This is a genomic window from Butyrivibrio sp. VCB2001 (genome assembly GCF_000423965.1).
Taxonomy (GTDB): Bacteria; Bacillota; Clostridia; order Lachnospirales; family Lachnospiraceae; genus Butyrivibrio.
Genome location: NZ_AUIZ01000004.1, coordinates 80,250 through 97,078 on the forward strand (window position 1 = coordinate 80,250; position 16,829 = coordinate 97,078).

Sequence of the window (16,829 nt, forward strand, 5' to 3'; positions counted from 1 at the left end):
GTTTTAGTCTGCTCCCTTTTGAACAGCCCTTAGTGCCTCCTCCTGAATATCATGATCGTAGGAAAGCATGGGTTCTATGTCTTTTCCTATTATCTTCCTGTCAGTATAATTCCTGGTAAGCTTAATAATAAGCGGAAGCTGCGACAGCACACCTATGAGATTCGGTATGATCATAAGGCCGTTGAAAGTGTCTGAAATATCCCATACAAAGCTATTTATCTCATTATTTACCTGAATTACCGTTTCCATTTAGTATCTCCAACATTCCCTCATAGTCAAACTGATCTGCCATCATGCGAAGAGCACTAAACTTTTCAGCCTCATTTTCCGGTATTGCATAACCTTCTACTTCCTTAAAGGCAGCATCAATAGCATCACAGTCCATGGCATCAGCGCCATCCCTAAGTCCTTCATAGACGCTTTCCATAAGAAACTCATCCGCAAGAGGCTTTGGCTCTTTATCTGCATCCGCAGGTGTATCCTCTTCGAATAATTCGCTGAGTGCATCTTTGTAGCTGCGATACTCACGAATAAACACCGAATGGTTCTGCTTGATATAATCGTATCTTTCTTCTTTTCCCGCGCTTTCAAGAAGCTGTGCTTTTTCGGATGTTCCCATAGCACCTATGAGCCGGCATGAGCTCTTTAGCGCATGCATCTTGATAACGTAGTTGCTATAGTCACCTTCATAAAAATATCTGTCCAGCTCTTCTGCCTTACTGTCTATGGAATCATAGAAGAACTTGAGAATTTTCCTGAAGCCTTCCTCTGATCCATTGTTCTTGATTGCTAATTTACCGTCGATTCCTTCAATGGCCTCATACCATTTCAAAGGCTCTTTTACCTCCTCTTCATCATCGGCATCGTAATCCTCCTGCTCATCTCTGAAAAGGCGCATGCTCTCATTGAAGTAAGAATTTAAGTTATATGATTTGTTGGACTTAACAAAGTAAAGGATACCAAAGCTTCCGGGACCACAGTTTGAAGAAATGGCAGCTGAAGCCTGCTTGAACACAACGTTCTCGAAATATGCTTTCTTACTGATCTCCTCTTTGATCCACCTGAGGGTCTCTATCGGAACATTGACATAAGTTACAAATACAACTTCCGGATCCGGGATCACATCTACAGGAAATGCCTTATTTATGTATTTTCTATATGCTCGCTGAGTACTGCCAAGCCAGATGCCTCCAATCTTTAAGGCATCATCTCTTAAGCTAAGGCATGGATGAAGGGAAAGACTCCTTGCAAGCTGATCAAGTTCAGGTCTGATAAATCCCCTCTTAGCCATGGATTCTGTATCACCTATAATAAAGCTGCACCTTAATCTCTTCTTTACGTCCTCCAGCTCTGATACAATTTCCTCTACGGATGCATTCATCTGTGCAAGCTTGATGGCGATAAGAATTAAAATTCCGGTAGCCGAGGATACAGACTCAGAATTTACTACGGTAACATTGTCAAAAGACCTTGCTGCTTCACATGCAAGTTTGTAGTCCACACTCATACCCGTCGATATAGCTATATGGATGATATGGTGAGCCTGTTTGAGATTCATTGCAAAGAAATCTCTGTAAGCAGCTTCATCCGGCGGCGAAGATTCGGCCTGTTTTCCTGTACTCATGTAACGCACAAGTTCATCCGCACTCATCTGTACACCGTCTTTAAATACGCCCTCCTCTGTCTTGATAAGGAAAGGCAAAACAGGAATAAACCTGCTGGTAAGGACCTCCGGCAGATCACACATACTGGTTGATGTTATAAGCAGCGGCATTTTACCCGAATATCCGGCAGAAGCGTTGATGTCCGCTTTATCCACAACCATATTGTTTTTCCTGACTATAAGCTTATCAGGAACTATATATCTCATAAGAGTACTCTCAAGAGATTCACTGGAGACAGGCTTTACCAGATATCCGTCAAATCCCGCTCTGTAATAGGTCTCTCTGTCAACGGAGCCGGCATTGGCCGTGAGTACCACTATAGGTGTTGATCTGTTAAGTCCGCCGTCCTGATTTCGGATGTTTGAAAGACATTCTATTCCATCCATCTCAGGCATTATATGGTCCATAAGGATGGCATCGTATTTTTCCTTAAGGCACATCTCTAATGCTTCTTTTCCGCTCATTGCTCCGTGGATCACCATCTGAGTTCCTTCAAGAAGCTTACACTCAACCTCAAGATTTATCTCATTATCATCAACAATAAGAACCTTTGCCTCAGGTGCATGGAAAAGATTCTCATAGTTCTTTCTCTTTGACGCACTCTCATTGTGGATATTAAGGTCTCCGATTGCTGTAGAATCCGCAATCTCCTGAGAAAACGAAACAGTAAATGTAGAGCCTTCTCCGTAAATGCTGTTTACAGACACTGTTCCGCCCATGAGTTCTGTCAGGTTCTTTACAATTGAAAGCCCCAGGCCCGTTCCTTCAATGTGCCTGTTCTTACTTTCATCAACTCTCTTAAACACATCAAAAATAAAGGGCAGGGCTTCCTTCTTGATGCCCATTCCGGTATCAGAAACAGACATGGTAATATCTACCATATCTCCGCCTCTGATCTCGCTCTCAACTCTAAGATCCACAGAACCTTCGGATGTGTATTTTATGGCATTATTGATCAGATTTACCAGAATCTGCTTGATACGAACTTCATCGCCATAAAGGGCGCTCGGAAGCTTAGGATCAATGATAACGTTGAACTTAAGCCCCTTGTCATTGGCTCGTCCCCAGAACATGTTTACAATTTCAGAAAACATCTCGCCAACATCATAGTTGACCGGAACAAGCTCCATGCTTCCCGCTTCTACCTTCGAAAAGTCCAGAATATCATCAATAAGAGTAAGGAGCATCTTACCGGAGCCCTGGATTCCCGATGCTTCTCTTATAACCTCATCCGAAGCGCTCTTGTCACGCAGGATGAGCTCATTAAGTCCAAGAATGGCATTTATAGGCGTGCGGATCTCATGGCTCATGCTGGAGAAGAATCTGTTCTGAGCACGAGAAAGGTCCTCAGCTTTTTTAGCTGCATCTTTAGCTCTTTTATTCTCGCCGATATACAGGCTGTTCTGGATCCATGTCATGGAAAAGCATACAACACCGACCAAAATGAGAGATATAAATGAGTCAACAAAGAACATTTCTTTGGAATGCTGATAAACAAGCTGGGGATAAAAATACTCAATTATAAAAAATGCAGAGGCCATCAGTGTGATACCGACGAACATTGCTATTCGCAATGCCCCTGTAAGCACAAGACCGGCATACGTATAAGTAAAGATGATCCATAAAAATCCACCGCCCCTTATGCCTCCGCCAAAGAAATAGATTGCAGGAAGAATAAAAAACACCATGCCTGCAATGGTAAGCTTTATTGCAAGTCCAAGCTTTTTTCTGCGGAAACATATGACCATAATTGCCAGAGTAAAGATAAGTGTTGCTACAATAAACCAGATCTCCAGCGGATTCTCTTTTGTAATGATATCTCCTATAAGAGCGATAAATATCGTAACCTCGCAAACAAGGGTCAATGCCAGATATACTCTCTCCCTTAGTTCTCTCTCAGGATCCTGTATTGCCTTTATTACTCTGAAAATAAACCTGTCTTTCTTCATGATGCCTGCCCTCCTCTATCTGTGCCGTTTTGGGCAAGTACCTTGAGCATAACATGCTCAAACTCCGGGATACTCATGGGTTTTGCGATAAATCCGTCAAACCCTTCCCTCATGAACATCTCTCTGGCTCCTGAAACTGCATTGGCTGTAAGAGCAATTACAATTGCTTTCTTATCCCTTTCTTTGGCCGCCGCCTTGATGAGTTTCATTGCTTCCACGCCATCCATTTCAGGCATCATATGATCCATAAAGATAACATCGTAATCATGCTTACGATATTTTTCGATAGCCTCTTTTCCGCTTCCCGCAACATCCGTGTGCATCTCGAAATCTTTAAAGATTCCTTCCGCAACGATCAGATTCATCGGCTCATCATCTACTATCAAAGCTCTTATACCTCTAAGGTTAGGGTGTGTGATCTGATCAATGCTGTCAAGGCCGGTTGCCTCGTAGCCTTCATTTATAACTCTGGTAACGGGATAACCATACAGAGGCTTGGGCAGAACGATAACACGACTTCCGGGAATCGGCTTAAATCCCGGATTGGATGATACAGCTATAACAACACCGTTTTTACTCAGCTCTTCAAAGTATCCGGTATTATCCTGATACTCCTGCTCACCCATAAAGATGACTGATATTTCGTTCTTCTCTCTAATGTGTTCAATTTCTTTTACTGTTTCAGCAGAATAAAGAGATACCTTCAATCCGGTTGCGAGATTGGTAGCCATGGCCTTAATGAAATCGCGCACCTTAGGCACCTTAAACTTATCCGAGCGAGAATGGAAAATAATATCCCCCGCGAAATTTTCTGAAATAGAGAAGCTTGGAGTATTATCTATTACCTTCTGAGGGATTGTTACTCTGACTGTGGTTCCGCTTTTTGGAGTACTCTCAATCTTAACAAAACCACCCATGCTGTGAGCAAAACCATAAACAATGTACAGCCCGAGCCCTATTCCTCCGGTGTTACGATTTCTCTTTTTATTAACCTGATACATGCTCTCGGACACCATTGCAATGGATTTGCGATCAATACCTATACCGGTATCAGTCACTTCTATGCAAAGATTAACGCCATAGTCAGTTTCCTCTGCATATACTCTTACATAGATGCCACCCCTTCTGGTGAACTTGACTGCATTCTCCAAAAGGTGCCTGAATATCTTATGAAGCTTTTTGGAATCTCCCTGCATCTTTAAAGGTACTCTTGGATCAAGGTCAACTATCAGATCCAGATTTTTGTCGCTTTCCAGCATTCTGTATTCTACGACTACATCATTTATAAGCGATGTACAGGTGTATACATCCTCTTCGAGAATCATATTTTCACGCTTACACTCTGTGTAATCCTGAATATCTTCAATCTGGTAGGCAAGCCTGTTTCCGGCCTGTTTGATGGAGTACGCCTCTTTGCCGAGATCCTTTTTGATCTGCATCTCACTCATGCCAAGCACAACGTTTACAGGGGTTCTGAGTTCATGAGAGATATTCGAAAGAAAGTCCTCCATATCTGCATCTACTGCATTTATGCGGGATTCTTTTTCTTCTCCTTCATTTATCATTTCGATCCTGTCTCTTACAACTCTTATGCAGATGAAATAAACCATAGTAACTATGACTATATGAAGCAGCAGTCTTGAGGTATTTACTGTGTCAAAGGGAACGCTCTTCTCTTTTCCCGCAAGATAAAGCTGGATTGCAAGGACAATCCAATATTCAGCAAAGAGGAGATTTAGGGTATAAATATGATCAAGGAGGGAAAGGGCAATCATAACAAGAACTATGACAATTGCCACATCGTAATAAGAAGTTCCATGAACGCCATGATAGAAAACCATGAGCATAACATAGACCAGATATGATACCTGCCTTATCTTGTATTCAGGATTTCCTGTGATGTGCATACCCCACAAAGAAATCGCTCCCACCATGAGCAGCGGCGGAACCCAAAATTCCCATCCAAGCATAAGGCTTTCTATTGAAAGGCCGATACAGGCAATGGATATAAGCAGAATGATAAGTCTCTCGTTATTACTACGGTTCATATTATTCCTCATTACTCTCAAAAGAAACGTGCTTAGCTATATATTCCATCTTGGCCGATCCGGTATTCATCTCAGCAAAGGCTTTTTCTATGCGCCCTGCAACCATATCGCCTTCTTCTTTGGTGATAATGGGCAAGAATACCAGAATCTGGTCCGACTTGATCTGTACTATGGCATCACTTTTCCTGAGTTTATTCTTAAGCATTTCAATGAACTGTTTTGTAAAGTCTGATAAGTTCTCATCTTCATCAACCGACAGGTTAAAGAGTATCTTCTCGGCACCTTTTTTATATCTGGAGAGGAAGCGGATTGAAAATCTGTAGATCTGGTAGAAAGTCTCTTTTCCCATGACCATTGCACCGTCGGCTTCGCCGCGTTCCTCCATGATACGGCTAAGTCTTGAAAGATCAGCCTCTAGATCGCTCTCATCTTCTGAAGCCTTATCATAAATTTCCTCATCATAAATCTGCGCACCGTGCTTACCACTTTCCTTCGCTCTGTACATGGCGGAGTCGGCGCACTTAAAGAGAGTGGCATAATCTCTTGTATGCTTCGGAACAAAAGCTGCGCCTACTGAAATACCTATAGGCAGATCAAACTCTTCTCCCATCAGCTTTACGCACCTGTTAAGGATCTGATCGTTAAGTCTGTCAGTCAGGCTTTTTACTGCATTCTCAGAAGTAATGTTTCCGAAAAATCCAAGGAACTCATCACCGCCTATCCTGCTTATTACATCCTCTTCTCTTGTGTTATGCTTCACAATCTCAGAGAAGGCGATCAGCACCTGATCTCCCATATCGTGACCGTAGATATCATTGACCAGCTTGAAATTATCCAGGTCAAAGAGCAGCATTGCCCCGGTGTGATCCTGACATATCTCTGTTATTTTCTCAATTCCGCTGGCCTTATTCATAAAGCCGGTAAGCTTATCGAGAGTAGCCTTTTCAGTCAGGAGCTCAATGGTTTTATGGCTTTCAATGGTTTTAAAAATACGGCTGATAAAGATGTCTTTGTCAATCGGCTTTCTTACAAAATCTGAAGCGCCGTCTCTAAGGCCTCTTCTTTCTGCCGCCGTATCGTTTTCGCCGGACAAAAAAATAACCGGAGTGGCATGTCTTCCCAGTTTCTCCTCAAGAGCCCTAAGGGCATGGAATGTTTCAAATCCATCCATATCGGGCATGAGAATATCCAGGACTACCAGGTCCGGTGTATTTGTCTCCATGAATTTTAAAAGCGCAGCACCTGAGCGCAAAGGGCTAACGCGCATAGCATACCCTTCAAGCAGGTCTTTTGCGCTTCTAAGCAACAATGCATCATCGTCTACTACAGCTATCCAATATCCCACGCTATCATCTCCGTTATTCGTTGACAGGACATATTTCTGCACAATATTCCACAATAAAATTGTACGATATTCAGCGGGATAAATTTATTAAAAAACAATAACTTTTTTATGGTTATTTAGTTGTTATTTCAAATTCGTAGGCCGTGTTATAGGTCGCTACGTAAAGGGTGTCGCCTACAGCATTAAACTGGTATGCTGCGCTCCTGACAGGGATCTTTTCCATGATCTGACCCGTAAATCTGTCAAGAAGATAGATGAAGTCAGGCTCGGCTGTGAATCCGTATCCGCAGATGATAGTGTCTTTTACCAAAAGGAAATTGTTACTGTTGGCAACAAGTGGTTCACTCCTCCAAAGTACGTATCCGGTGTCTGGAGCAATTGCTACCATGTAGCTGCTATTTGGCTCCTCGGAAGAATAGCCGTTGTGGCCAATTGAAACATAAAGCGTTCCGTCGTAGATCTTGGCCCACCGGATGTACTGGGTTGTCCTTGAGTAAGTGCCTGTCTCCTCATCAGGTCCGTTGCAGAGGTCGTACAGATCAAGGCTGTAGAGAAGTGTAGATCCTGAGTGGTCGTAGATGTCAAGTCGGTTGTACATGTAAGCGTAGTCCATTGGCATTTCACCAACGTAGGTGTAGTCATCATCGGAATAAGGGAGCTTTGCAACCTCGAACCCGTGCTGATCTGCCCAAACCTCTGTATCGAGCCAGTCTGTCTTTTCCTCCTTTGTCTTAGTCAGAGTAATATGCTCTCCGTCATCAGGGCCTCTTCCGTCCTCTGTGAAGGCTTTCCAGCTCTTGTTTGCAACCTTAATACCATCGCCATTCACCAGGTGGAACTCGCCGTTTTCGTCCTGTACATAGTTGGGACTTGAGGGCTGTATCATCTCTTTTTCCATCTCTCTTGCTCCGACCATGGTCTCTTTATCCAGGTCAGATGTGGGGATGTACTCAGATTTGATCAGGTCAGGATACTTATCATAGGTTAGAAGGATTTCCTGATATCCTGCAGCATAGGAAGCCATCTCGTAGGGCGAGAATACTATGTGAAGTCCTTCTGTGGTGATATTCCAGGTGTAGAGGTTATTATTGATCTTGGCCTCGTAATAATCGTTAATTGTCTGACCCTCATCAAGGAAGGTAAAGGAATCAAACTCGTCTTTGAGCTCAGGATATGAAGCGTAGAGCTCATCATGGATTGCCTTGGCTGCTTTGGATGTGTCGTTTAATACCTCTGCGAACTCCATGATTTTGCCTGTTGCCGGATCAATATTGACTGATTCGGTGCTGTGACTTGGATGTGCTCCGCCTGAGTAGTCGTAGTAGCTTACAAGAACAGTGAACAGAGCATCATCTGCCCTTACTACGTCAGCAGATATCTCAGATGAGTAAGGATAATCGATGGGTGTCTCGCTGTCAATCTGATAGAAAGCGTACTCGTTAACGCTGTACTCAACGCTGTCTTTCCAAAAGGCGTTAAGGTTATAGATTTCAGAATACAGGTTTAAGTACTGGCCGGAAAACTCAGGAGTCATTGCAATCTCCGGGTAGCTTCCGTTTGAAACTTCTTTCCCTGAAACCTCACAGGATACCGGGTGAGATACGATGGTGATGGGCTTCTCATCTTTGTCTGCCTGTTCTGCGTCCTCGCTACCTTCTGCTCCTGCCTGCTGCTCATCGGCATTTTCCTCGGCGCCTTCTGCGCCTGCATCTCCGGCGCCTGCATCGGCGCTTGTAACCTCGCTGCCTTCGGTGCCTGTATTAGTCTTCCCGCACGCTGACAGTGATGCTGTGATCAGCGCAGTGGCTGTAATTATCGTAAGTATTCGTCTTTTCATAACTTCTCTCCTCTAAAAAACTACAGCCACCATTATACCACTTTTTGAGCCCCGGGGACGGAGTCAGTGGCTCATTTTTTGAGCCCCAGGGACGGAGTCAGTGGCTCATTTTGGGGTCCCTGGGCGGAGTCATAGGACAATTTTTGTCTGATCTACTGCATAGAAGTTATTTTTATCCTGGCACAGTAGCGTTTTTTACTATCTACGCAAGTACCTACTGTATATGCATGTTTTTACTTTCTATACAGTAAGATTTTCCTTGTTAAACCATACCATATCCATATGTAAGAGCTTTTTAGCAACTTTTTCAACGGTATCTATTGCAAATCTATTTCCATACAGTAGCATCTCACTGAATCTTGTGCTCTCTCTGACTGTATATACAAACTTTTCGTTCATATACAGTAGCTTTGCATGATGCAATGATTTCTGTTTACGGTATACACATAATTTTTGCATGTATACAGTCTATATAAGGCCTCCCACATTATATATCAACATTCAACGATCTACAGCCCGCTTAGACTGGGCATCAAAAAAGGAGTCAATGAGAACCGTCCCCATTGACTCCTTAATTCATATTTTCAGAAGGTTTGCTGCATTTTCTCCAAGGATGAGCTTTTGCTCTTCCTCGGATAATGGCAATTTCTCGATGAACTCTCTGCTCTCTTTCTGGTTAGTCCAGGGACTGTCGGAGCCAAAGAGCATGCGTTCCGGGCCAAAGGCGCGGATGATCTTCATGTAACCATTAGAATCTAGCATTCTGGTGTCCTTATCATCCCAGTAGCCATCGCCATTAGGCTCAATGTGATCAGATGAAAACGAAGTATCAAGGTACACCCCTGTATCAGCAAGAAGCTCCGGAACCTCGTCCCAGTTCGTCCAACCACCCATGTGGGCAAGAATGAATTTAAAGCCGCTTTCCACCTTCGAATCTGCTCCCGGCAGGATCAGACTATGGCCATTACCTTCGATCTCATTCCAAACATTTCTGCACATCTGTGGCGAGCAGTGAACCACTCCCGGAAATCCAATATCAATCCCTGCATGAGTTAATACAATAAGTCCATTCTCTGCAGCGCAATCAATTATTCTAAGGAACTTTACGTCATCTATGTCACATTTTTGATAGACAGGATGGAGCTTGATTCCCTTAATCCCATGTTCTGCTATTCTTCTTAGCTCCGTCCGATAATCAGAAAACTCAGGATGGATGCAGCCAAAGGAAAGAACTCTTCTCCTTCCGGATACATCACTGTCATTATTCTCATCAAAGTACTTTTCATTATTCCTCAGCGATGAATCGTTGACCTTCACAACTTGCGACGGAGCTGTCGCAACAGGAACAACCACTGAGACATCTATGTCAGCTTCCTCCATAGAGGCCAGAATCCCACTAACTGTCCCATCCGTATGTGCCTTAATATGTGCTTCCCTGCTCAGCGCGTCTATTGCTCCGGCAGCAATCTTATCCGGAAATGTATGTGTATGAATATCAATGACCATATCGGTTAATCGCTCCAATCATGTCTTAATTTAAAATCGCCCCAGGTCTCCCCGGGGCGCGCGTATAGTCTTTATAATTACTCCTCTTCGTCTGAAAGTGATGTGCTCTGGTGAACCATGACCTCCTTGTTGTAGCAGGCGAAGGCACCATCCACAAGTGCAGCATCCGGTCTCTTTGTGAAAAGAGATATCACAGGAACTATAACGAGTCCTGCCAGCATGCAGAATGCACCGGCGTTGATCGGTGACTGAAGAAGCTTAGGGAAGCTGCTTCTAACTGCCATATTTGCAAGCATTACAACTGTAGAGAATACGAAGTTAACCCATACAGCAACCTTGGTTGTGCCCCTCCAGTACAGTCCATAGAGGAACGGAGCCAGGAATGCACCTGCCAGAGCTCCCCATGAAACACCCATGAGCTGAGCGATGAAGGTGACGTTCTGCTTGTACTGAATGATTGCGATCACAACAGAGATGGCAACGAATACAACTATAAGAGCCCTCATGATAAGGAGCTGTCTCTTTTCATCCATCTCCTTGTAAACATGGCCCTTCAAAAGGTCCAGAGTCAGAGTTGAACTGCTGGTAAGCACCAGTGATGAAAGTGTGGACATTGAAGCTGAAAGCACCAGCACAACCACAACAGCTATGAGGATATCAGGCATGCCTGAGAGCATTGTAGGAATGATTGAGTCGTATCCGCCATTAGCGATATCAACCTTATCGGAAAAGAGCCTTCCAAAGCCGCCAAGGAAGTAGCATCCGCCGGCAACTACAAAAGCAAAGAATGTAGATACGATTGTTCCCTTGGAAATAGCTCTCTCACTCTTTATCGCATAGAACTTCTGAACCATCTGAGGAAGTCCCCATGTACCCAGGGATGTAAGAAGTACTACACCTACAAGGTTAAGAGGATCAGGTCCAAAGAAGGATGCGAAGATGCCGGGTGTTGTTGAAACACTCTCATCGCTTATTCTTGCAAGGCCGTCGAGAGCTGCAAGGAATCCGCCCTGGCTGTTAAGTACTGATAAAATAACTGCGCAGATACCGATCAGCATAATGATACCCTGAATGAAATCGTTGATGGCTGTAGCCATGTATCCGCCGGCGATAACATAAATACCGGTGAGCACTGCCATAACGATAACGCAGATAGAATAATCGATATTAAATGCCATACCAAAAAGTCTTGAAAGACCGTTATACAATGATGCTGTGTATGGTATCAGGAATATGAAAGTGATGATTGAAGCTGCAATCTTAAGAGATCTTCCGCCAAATCTTGCCGCAAAGAACTGAGGCATTGTTGCGGAATTAAGATGCTGTGTCATGATCCTGGTTCTACGTCCAAGAATTACCCATGCAAGGAGTGATCCGATAAGGGCATTTCCGATTCCGACCCAGGTAGATGCTATTCCGTATTTCCAGCCAAACTGACCGGCGTAACCAACGAAAATAACTGCCGAAAAATAAGATGTTCCGTAAGCAAAAGCTGTAACCCAGGGGCCAACAGATCTTCCACCCAAAACGAAACCATTGACATCAGTGGAATTCTTCCTGCAGATGAAGCCGATTGTAATCATTACTGCAAAGAACACCACCAGTAACAGTGCTTTGATAATCATAAGATTTTCCCTCCAACAAACATTCTATTTAATACTGTAACGCTTTAAAGCGTGTTAGTCAAGAATGCTTGTGGAGGAAATTGTATAATTATTTAAAATATTAAAGAAGTGAGCTGATGCTAGCCTCAACGTCAGCTACGTCGGCTGTTGGCTCAAATCTTGCAACCACGTTTCCTTCGCGGTCGATGATGAACTTGGTAAAGTTCCACTTAATGTCAGGCTTCTTGTCCCATTCAGGATCTGCCTCTGCAAACATCTTTTCAAGAAGTGCCTTGAACTCATGCTCCTGGAAGCCCTCAAAGCCCTTCTGTGACTTAAGATATGTGTAAAGAGGAAGCTCATTATCTTTCCTCCTTAATGTTTATTGTATTAATATCTCTTTTACCAATTTGCTACTTCATCTGCGTTATGTACAAGCTTGGCATCCAATACCGCAGCGCCCTTGATATACTCTCCGAGCTTCTCAGCTGTCTTGCCGATTCCGCTTCCGCCGGAAGTTGCGAAGGCGTAAACCTTCTTGCCTTCCCAGTTATAATCCTTGCAGAATGTGTAAATTACTCTTGGCGCTGCTGCATACCAGATAGGGAAACCAATGTAGATAACGTCATACTTATCAAAATCCTCAACCTTTCCCTTAACAGGAACATCTTTTTTGCCAACCTGTTCCTTGTTACATCTTGAAAGTGGATTGAGGTAGTTTATATCTGCCTTTGTGTAAAGTTCTGTCGGAACGATCTCGAAACAATCAGCTCCGATCTTCTTTGCAAATTCCTCTGCTACTGCTTTTGTTGTGCCTTCAGCACTGAAAAATGTTACTAATGTGCTCATACTTTGCCTCCATATAGATTTGTGTTTTATATTTTGCACAATCTAATTGCATCATTTGTATTCTGTTTTGCAAGTGTTTTTTTATAAATTCCCTCTACCCCGCCATTCCCGCTCGAAATCGCCCTGCGATTCCCACTCTGTGCGCAGAAGTGCAACGAAATCGCAGATTTCTGCACTTCTAGTGTCGCTTGACGGCATTCGCCGTATACCGAAACAAAAAAATCCTCCACATCGTGCAAGCACGAGTGGAGGCCTTTTTTATTTCGCTGCATGGCTCATTTAACAACAATGTTAACAATCCTGCCGGGAACATAAATCTCTTTTATAATAGTCTTGCCCTCAAGCTTATCAGCAATGAGCTCTTTACCCTTGGCGATAACTTCGTCCTTAGGATCTTCCTTGCCGATGGAGAGCTTCTCTTTAACCTTACCGTTGATCTGAACTGCGATCTCAACAGTATCCTCAACGCACTTGGACTCATCGAAGGTTGGCCATGGCTCAAATGCGATGGTGTTATCGTGACCAAGGAGCTGCCAGATTTCCTCACCTACGTGAGGGCAGATGCAGGAGAACATCTTGATGAAGTTCTCAGCATACTCTCTTGGGCACTTGCCTTCCTTGTAAACTGCGTTTACGAAGATCATCATCTGGGCGATGGCTGTGTTGAAGCCAAGTTCCTCAAAATCACCTGAAACCTTCTTAACAGTCTGGTGATATACCTTCTCGAGGTTTCCGCCTGACTGCTCAGTAATATTAGAAGGCTCTGTAAAGAATGTATATACACGGCCTATGAACTTTCTTGCACCGGTAACTGCTGCTGAGTTCCAGGGCTTTGAAACCTCAAGAGGTCCCATGAACATCTCGTAGAGACGAAGTGTGTCAGCGCCGTACTCTTCAACAATATCACTTGGATTAACAACGAACTCAGGGAATCTCTTACCCATCTTGATTCCGTTTTCGCCAAGGATCATTCCCTGATGTACGAGCTTCTTGAAAGGCTCTTTTACAGGAGAAAGACCTTTATGATAAAGGAATCTGTTCCAGATACGTGAGTACATAAGGTGTCCTACAGCATGCTCAGGTCCGCCGATGTAAAGGTCAACAGGCATCCAGTGCTTAAGGAGCTCCTGATTAGCAAACTCTTTATCATTATCCGGATCGATATATCTTAAGAAGTACCATGAAGAACCTGCACTACCGGGCATTGTTGATGTCTCTCTTGTGCCCTTAAGTCCGTTCTTGTCATAGGCCTTCCACTCTGTTGCATTCTCAAGAGGAGCCTTACCGTTCTTGCCCTTGTAATCTTCAAGCTCGGGAAGGATAACAGGAAGCTCTGAATCATCGAGGAATACGATGCTTCCGTCCTCTTTGTATACACATGGAACAGGCTCGCCCCAGTAACGCTGTCTTGCGAAGATCCACTCACGGAAGTGGTAGTTGACCTTCTCTCTTGCAACGCCCATATCTACGAGCTTCTTGGTAATAGCCTTCTTGGCCTCTTCTACTGTAAGGCCGTCAAACTCCTCAGAATTCATAAGGATGCATCCCTTGCCGAGATAATCCTGTTTCTCAAATGCATGTCCGGAGATATCAACTGTTCCCTCTGCATTGTTGATTACCTGGATAAGAGGAAGCTTATGAACTTCTGCATACTCAAAGTCTCTCTGATCGTGAGCAGGTACAGCCATAACAGCACCTGTACCGTAGCTTGCAAGAACGAAGTCACCGATAAAGAGTGGAACTTCCTTGCCGTTTACAGGGTTGATAGCATAGAGTCCCTTAAGAGGACATCCTGACTTGGTCTTGTTAAGATCTGTACGATCAAGGTCGTTCTTCTTGAGTGTCTCGTCAATGTATGCCTGAACTTCTTCAGGATTTTCAACGCGGTCCATAAGTCCCTTGACGATCTCTCCGTCGGGAGCAAGAACCATAAATGTGATACCGTAAATTGTCTCGATACATGTGGTGAAGATTGAGAACTCTCCGCCGCCAACAATCTTGAAATCAACCTCTACACCGGTTGACTTGCCAATCCAGTTTCTCTGGATTTCCTTGGTTGACTCAGGCCAGTCGATCTCATTGAGGCCATCAAGGAGCTCCTCAGCAAATGCCTGCTGGTCGATTACCCACTGCTTCATCATCTTCTTTACAACAGGGTATCCGCCACGCTCTGACTTGCCGTCAATAACCTCATCATTTGAAAGAACTGTACCAAGCTCCTCACACCAGTTAACAGGCATGTCGATGTGCTTAGCATAACCTGCTTCGTAGAGCTTTTTGAAGATCCACTGTGTCCACTTGTAGAACTTGGGATCACTGGTTGCGATCATCTTGGACCAGTCGTAGTCAAAGCCGAGCTCTTTGAGCTGCTTACTGAAGGTCTGAATATTCTTCTCTGTAAATCCTGCAGGATGATTACCTGTTGTTACAGCATACTGCTCAGCAGGAAGTCCGAAGGAGTCGTATCCCATGGGATGAAGAACGTTATATCCCTGCATACGCTTCATACGTGACATGATATCTGTAGCTGTGTATCCTTCCGGATGACCTGCGTGAAGACCTACTCCTGAAGGATATGGAAACATATCAAGTGCATAATACTTGGGCTTTGAAAAATCCCAGACATCCGTCTTAAAGGTCTGATTCTCCTCCCAGTATTTCTGCCACTTCTTTTCAATTGCGTGATGGTTATATACTTCTGCCATAACTAAAGCTCCTCTTTATATTCAAAATATTAAAATCGATTATACCATTATCTCCACAAAACCCAAAGGAAAACATACGCTCCGATAACTGCTGCCAGGGTAAATGGAATTCCGATCCTTGCAAAATCCCAGAAGGAAACCTCGTGTCCCTCTTTTCTTAGCATTCCCACACCTGCGATGTTGCAGCTTGCGCCTACAGGAGTGATGTTTCCGCCAAGTGTTGCTCCGCATAGCAGTCCGAAGTACAGAAGATATGGTGCAATTCCCAGGGATGCTGTAACTCCCTGAAGAACAGGAAGCATTGTAGCAACGTATGGAATGTTATCAATAAATGCAGAGACAAGAACTGATCCCCATACTACTATTGTGAAGAGTAGGAACAGATTGTTTCCGCCTGCCTTAACGATAAAGTTTGCAAGATCATCAACAAGTCCGACGTTTGTAACTCCACCGATTACCATGAAAAGACCTGTAAGAAGAAGCACAGTGTCATAATCAAGATTCTTGACAACTCTCACAATTCGATCAGCATCGTGATCCTTAAAGTACTCCCAAACCATACCTACGATTGAACATCCAAGACAGATAAGACCGTTTGTGATCTCAGGCTTCTCGGGAATAAATGATGCAGCCATGAGGAGAACTACGTGCGCAACCATCATGATTGTAGGAACATAATCTGTAACCTTTGTCTTCTCTTCTGCGGATACAGGCTCTTTGTCTTTTCTAAAGAGGATCATCATGATCGGAACGGTTAAAAGAGCTCCAAGCTCAACCGCAAAGAAGATACCCGGTCTTCCGTTCATCCAGAAGAAATCGTTGAAGTCCATCTTGGCATAAGCGCCGAGCATGATTGATGTAGTATCACCGACCAGTGTTGCAGCTCCCTGAAGGTTTGATGAAACTGCGATTGAAATGATCATCGGAACCGGATTGATCTTAAGCTTTTTGCAAACTGCAAGTCCAACTGGCGCAACCATTAGAAGTGTAGCCACGTTGTCGATAAATGCTGAAATGAGACCTGAGAACAGTGACATGAAGATCGTAACCCACATAACGTTGGGTGCCAGATCCAATAGGTGATCCGCGATCAGGTTCGGCATCTTGGAATCGATGAAATAATCAACAAGTAGCAAAGTACCGAAAATCATCAGTAGGACGTTCCAGTCAACAACGGAAAATACCGTGTTGTACGGAAGTATCCCCGTAATTATATATATTGCAGCAACGGCAAGAGCTATGATCGCACGTCTTTTTGGGAATGAGATCAGCCCCACATACATTGCCACAAACAGAATTATTGCAAGTGTTTTCAATTAAAG

12 protein-coding genes are annotated in these 16,829 nt (G+C 43.9%); all 12 read right to left on the reverse strand.

The genetic code is table 11. The features are described 5' to 3' along the window. Positions 1-3: 3 nt before the first annotated feature. Positions 4-249, reverse strand: a complete 246-nt coding sequence (locus tag G589_RS0106505; RefSeq protein ID WP_026521517.1) for an alanine:cation symporter family protein — start codon at positions 247-249, stop codon at positions 4-6. Then, the gene (locus G589_RS19110) at positions 224-3,613 is read right to left on the reverse strand and encodes a DegV family protein (RefSeq protein WP_051192222.1); all 3,390 of its coding nucleotides are present in this window, start codon (positions 3,611-3,613) and stop codon (positions 224-226) included. The genes G589_RS0106505 and G589_RS19110 overlap by 26 nt, the downstream gene beginning before the upstream one ends. Then, positions 3,610-5,661 carry a hybrid sensor histidine kinase/response regulator gene (locus G589_RS0106515; RefSeq protein WP_026521518.1) on the reverse strand — a complete coding sequence of 684 codons (2,052 nt, stop codon included), beginning with the start codon at positions 5,659-5,661 and terminating at the stop codon, positions 3,610-3,612. Before G589_RS0106515 ends, G589_RS19110 begins: the two co-directional genes overlap by 4 nt. Position 5,662: 1 nt before the next feature. Beyond that, the gene (locus G589_RS0106520; RefSeq protein WP_026521519.1) at positions 5,663-7,006 is read right to left on the reverse strand and encodes a diguanylate cyclase; all 1,344 of its coding nucleotides are present in this window, start codon (positions 7,004-7,006) and stop codon (positions 5,663-5,665) included. Between the two features lie 112 nt (positions 7,007-7,118). Further along, positions 7,119-8,843, reverse strand: coding sequence for a DUF3298 and DUF4163 domain-containing protein (locus tag G589_RS0106525; protein ID WP_026521520.1), 1,725 nt, complete (start codon positions 8,841-8,843; stop codon positions 7,119-7,121). Positions 8,844-9,083: 240 nt separating this feature from the next. Beyond that, complete coding sequence (locus G589_RS0106530) at positions 9,084-9,242, reverse strand: hypothetical protein (RefSeq protein ID WP_155832507.1); 159 nt, start codon at positions 9,240-9,242, stop codon at positions 9,084-9,086. A 177-nt stretch (positions 9,243-9,419) separates the two neighbouring features. Next, positions 9,420-10,349, reverse strand: coding sequence for an amidohydrolase family protein (locus G589_RS0106535; protein ID WP_026521522.1), 930 nt, complete (start codon positions 10,347-10,349; stop codon positions 9,420-9,422). Between the two features lie 77 nt (positions 10,350-10,426). After that, on the reverse strand, positions 10,427-11,974 hold the full coding sequence (locus tag G589_RS19115; RefSeq protein WP_035775541.1) for a sodium:solute symporter family protein: 1,548 nt from the start codon (positions 11,972-11,974) through the stop codon (positions 10,427-10,429). 100 nt (positions 11,975-12,074) lie between these two features. Then, positions 12,075-12,230, reverse strand: a complete 156-nt coding sequence (locus tag G589_RS22080) for a hypothetical protein (RefSeq protein ID WP_196811852.1) — start codon at positions 12,228-12,230, stop codon at positions 12,075-12,077. A 125-nt stretch (positions 12,231-12,355) separates the two neighbouring features. Beyond that, positions 12,356-12,802, reverse strand: coding sequence for a flavodoxin (locus G589_RS0106550; RefSeq protein ID WP_026521523.1), 447 nt, complete (start codon positions 12,800-12,802; stop codon positions 12,356-12,358). Between the two features lie 275 nt (positions 12,803-13,077). Then, the gene (gene leuS / locus G589_RS0106555; protein WP_026521524.1) at positions 13,078-15,507 is read right to left on the reverse strand and encodes a leucine--tRNA ligase; all 2,430 of its coding nucleotides are present in this window, start codon (positions 15,505-15,507) and stop codon (positions 13,078-13,080) included. A gap of 47 nt (positions 15,508-15,554) precedes the next feature. Beyond that, on the reverse strand, positions 15,555-16,823 hold the full coding sequence (locus G589_RS0106560) for an SLC13 family permease (protein ID WP_026521525.1): 1,269 nt from the start codon (positions 16,821-16,823) through the stop codon (positions 15,555-15,557). Positions 16,824-16,829 lie beyond the last annotated feature (6 nt).

What these genes read in the sequence shown, in the direction of transcription:
- G589_RS0106505 (WP_026521517.1), bottom strand. Translation starts at nt 249, where the DNA reads ATGGAAACGGTAATTCAGGTAAATAATGAGATAAATAGCTTTGTATGG.
- G589_RS19110 (WP_051192222.1), bottom strand. Translation starts at nt 3,613, where the DNA reads ATGAAGAAAGACAGGTTTATTTTCAGAGTAATAAAGGCAATACAGGAT.
- G589_RS0106515 (WP_026521518.1), bottom strand. Translation starts at nt 5,661, where the DNA reads ATGAACCGTAGTAATAACGAGAGACTTATCATTCTGCTTATATCCATT.
- G589_RS0106525 (WP_026521520.1), bottom strand. Translation starts at nt 8,843, where the DNA reads ATGAAAAGACGAATACTTACGATAATTACAGCCACTGCGCTGATCACA.
- G589_RS0106530 (WP_155832507.1), bottom strand. Translation starts at nt 9,242, where the DNA reads ATGAACGAAAAGTTTGTATATACAGTCAGAGAGAGCACAAGATTCAGT.
- G589_RS0106535 (WP_026521522.1), bottom strand. Translation starts at nt 10,349, where the DNA reads ATGGTCATTGATATTCATACACATACATTTCCGGATAAGATTGCTGCC.
- G589_RS19115 (WP_035775541.1), bottom strand. Translation starts at nt 11,974, where the DNA reads ATGATTATCAAAGCACTGTTACTGGTGGTGTTCTTTGCAGTAATGATT.
- G589_RS22080 (WP_196811852.1), bottom strand. Translation starts at nt 12,230, where the DNA reads ATGTTTGCAGAGGCAGATCCTGAATGGGACAAGAAGCCTGACATTAAG.
- G589_RS0106550 (WP_026521523.1), bottom strand. Translation starts at nt 12,802, where the DNA reads ATGAGCACATTAGTAACATTTTTCAGTGCTGAAGGCACAACAAAAGCA.
- leuS (WP_026521524.1), bottom strand. Translation starts at nt 15,507, where the DNA reads ATGGCAGAAGTATATAACCATCACGCAATTGAAAAGAAGTGGCAGAAA.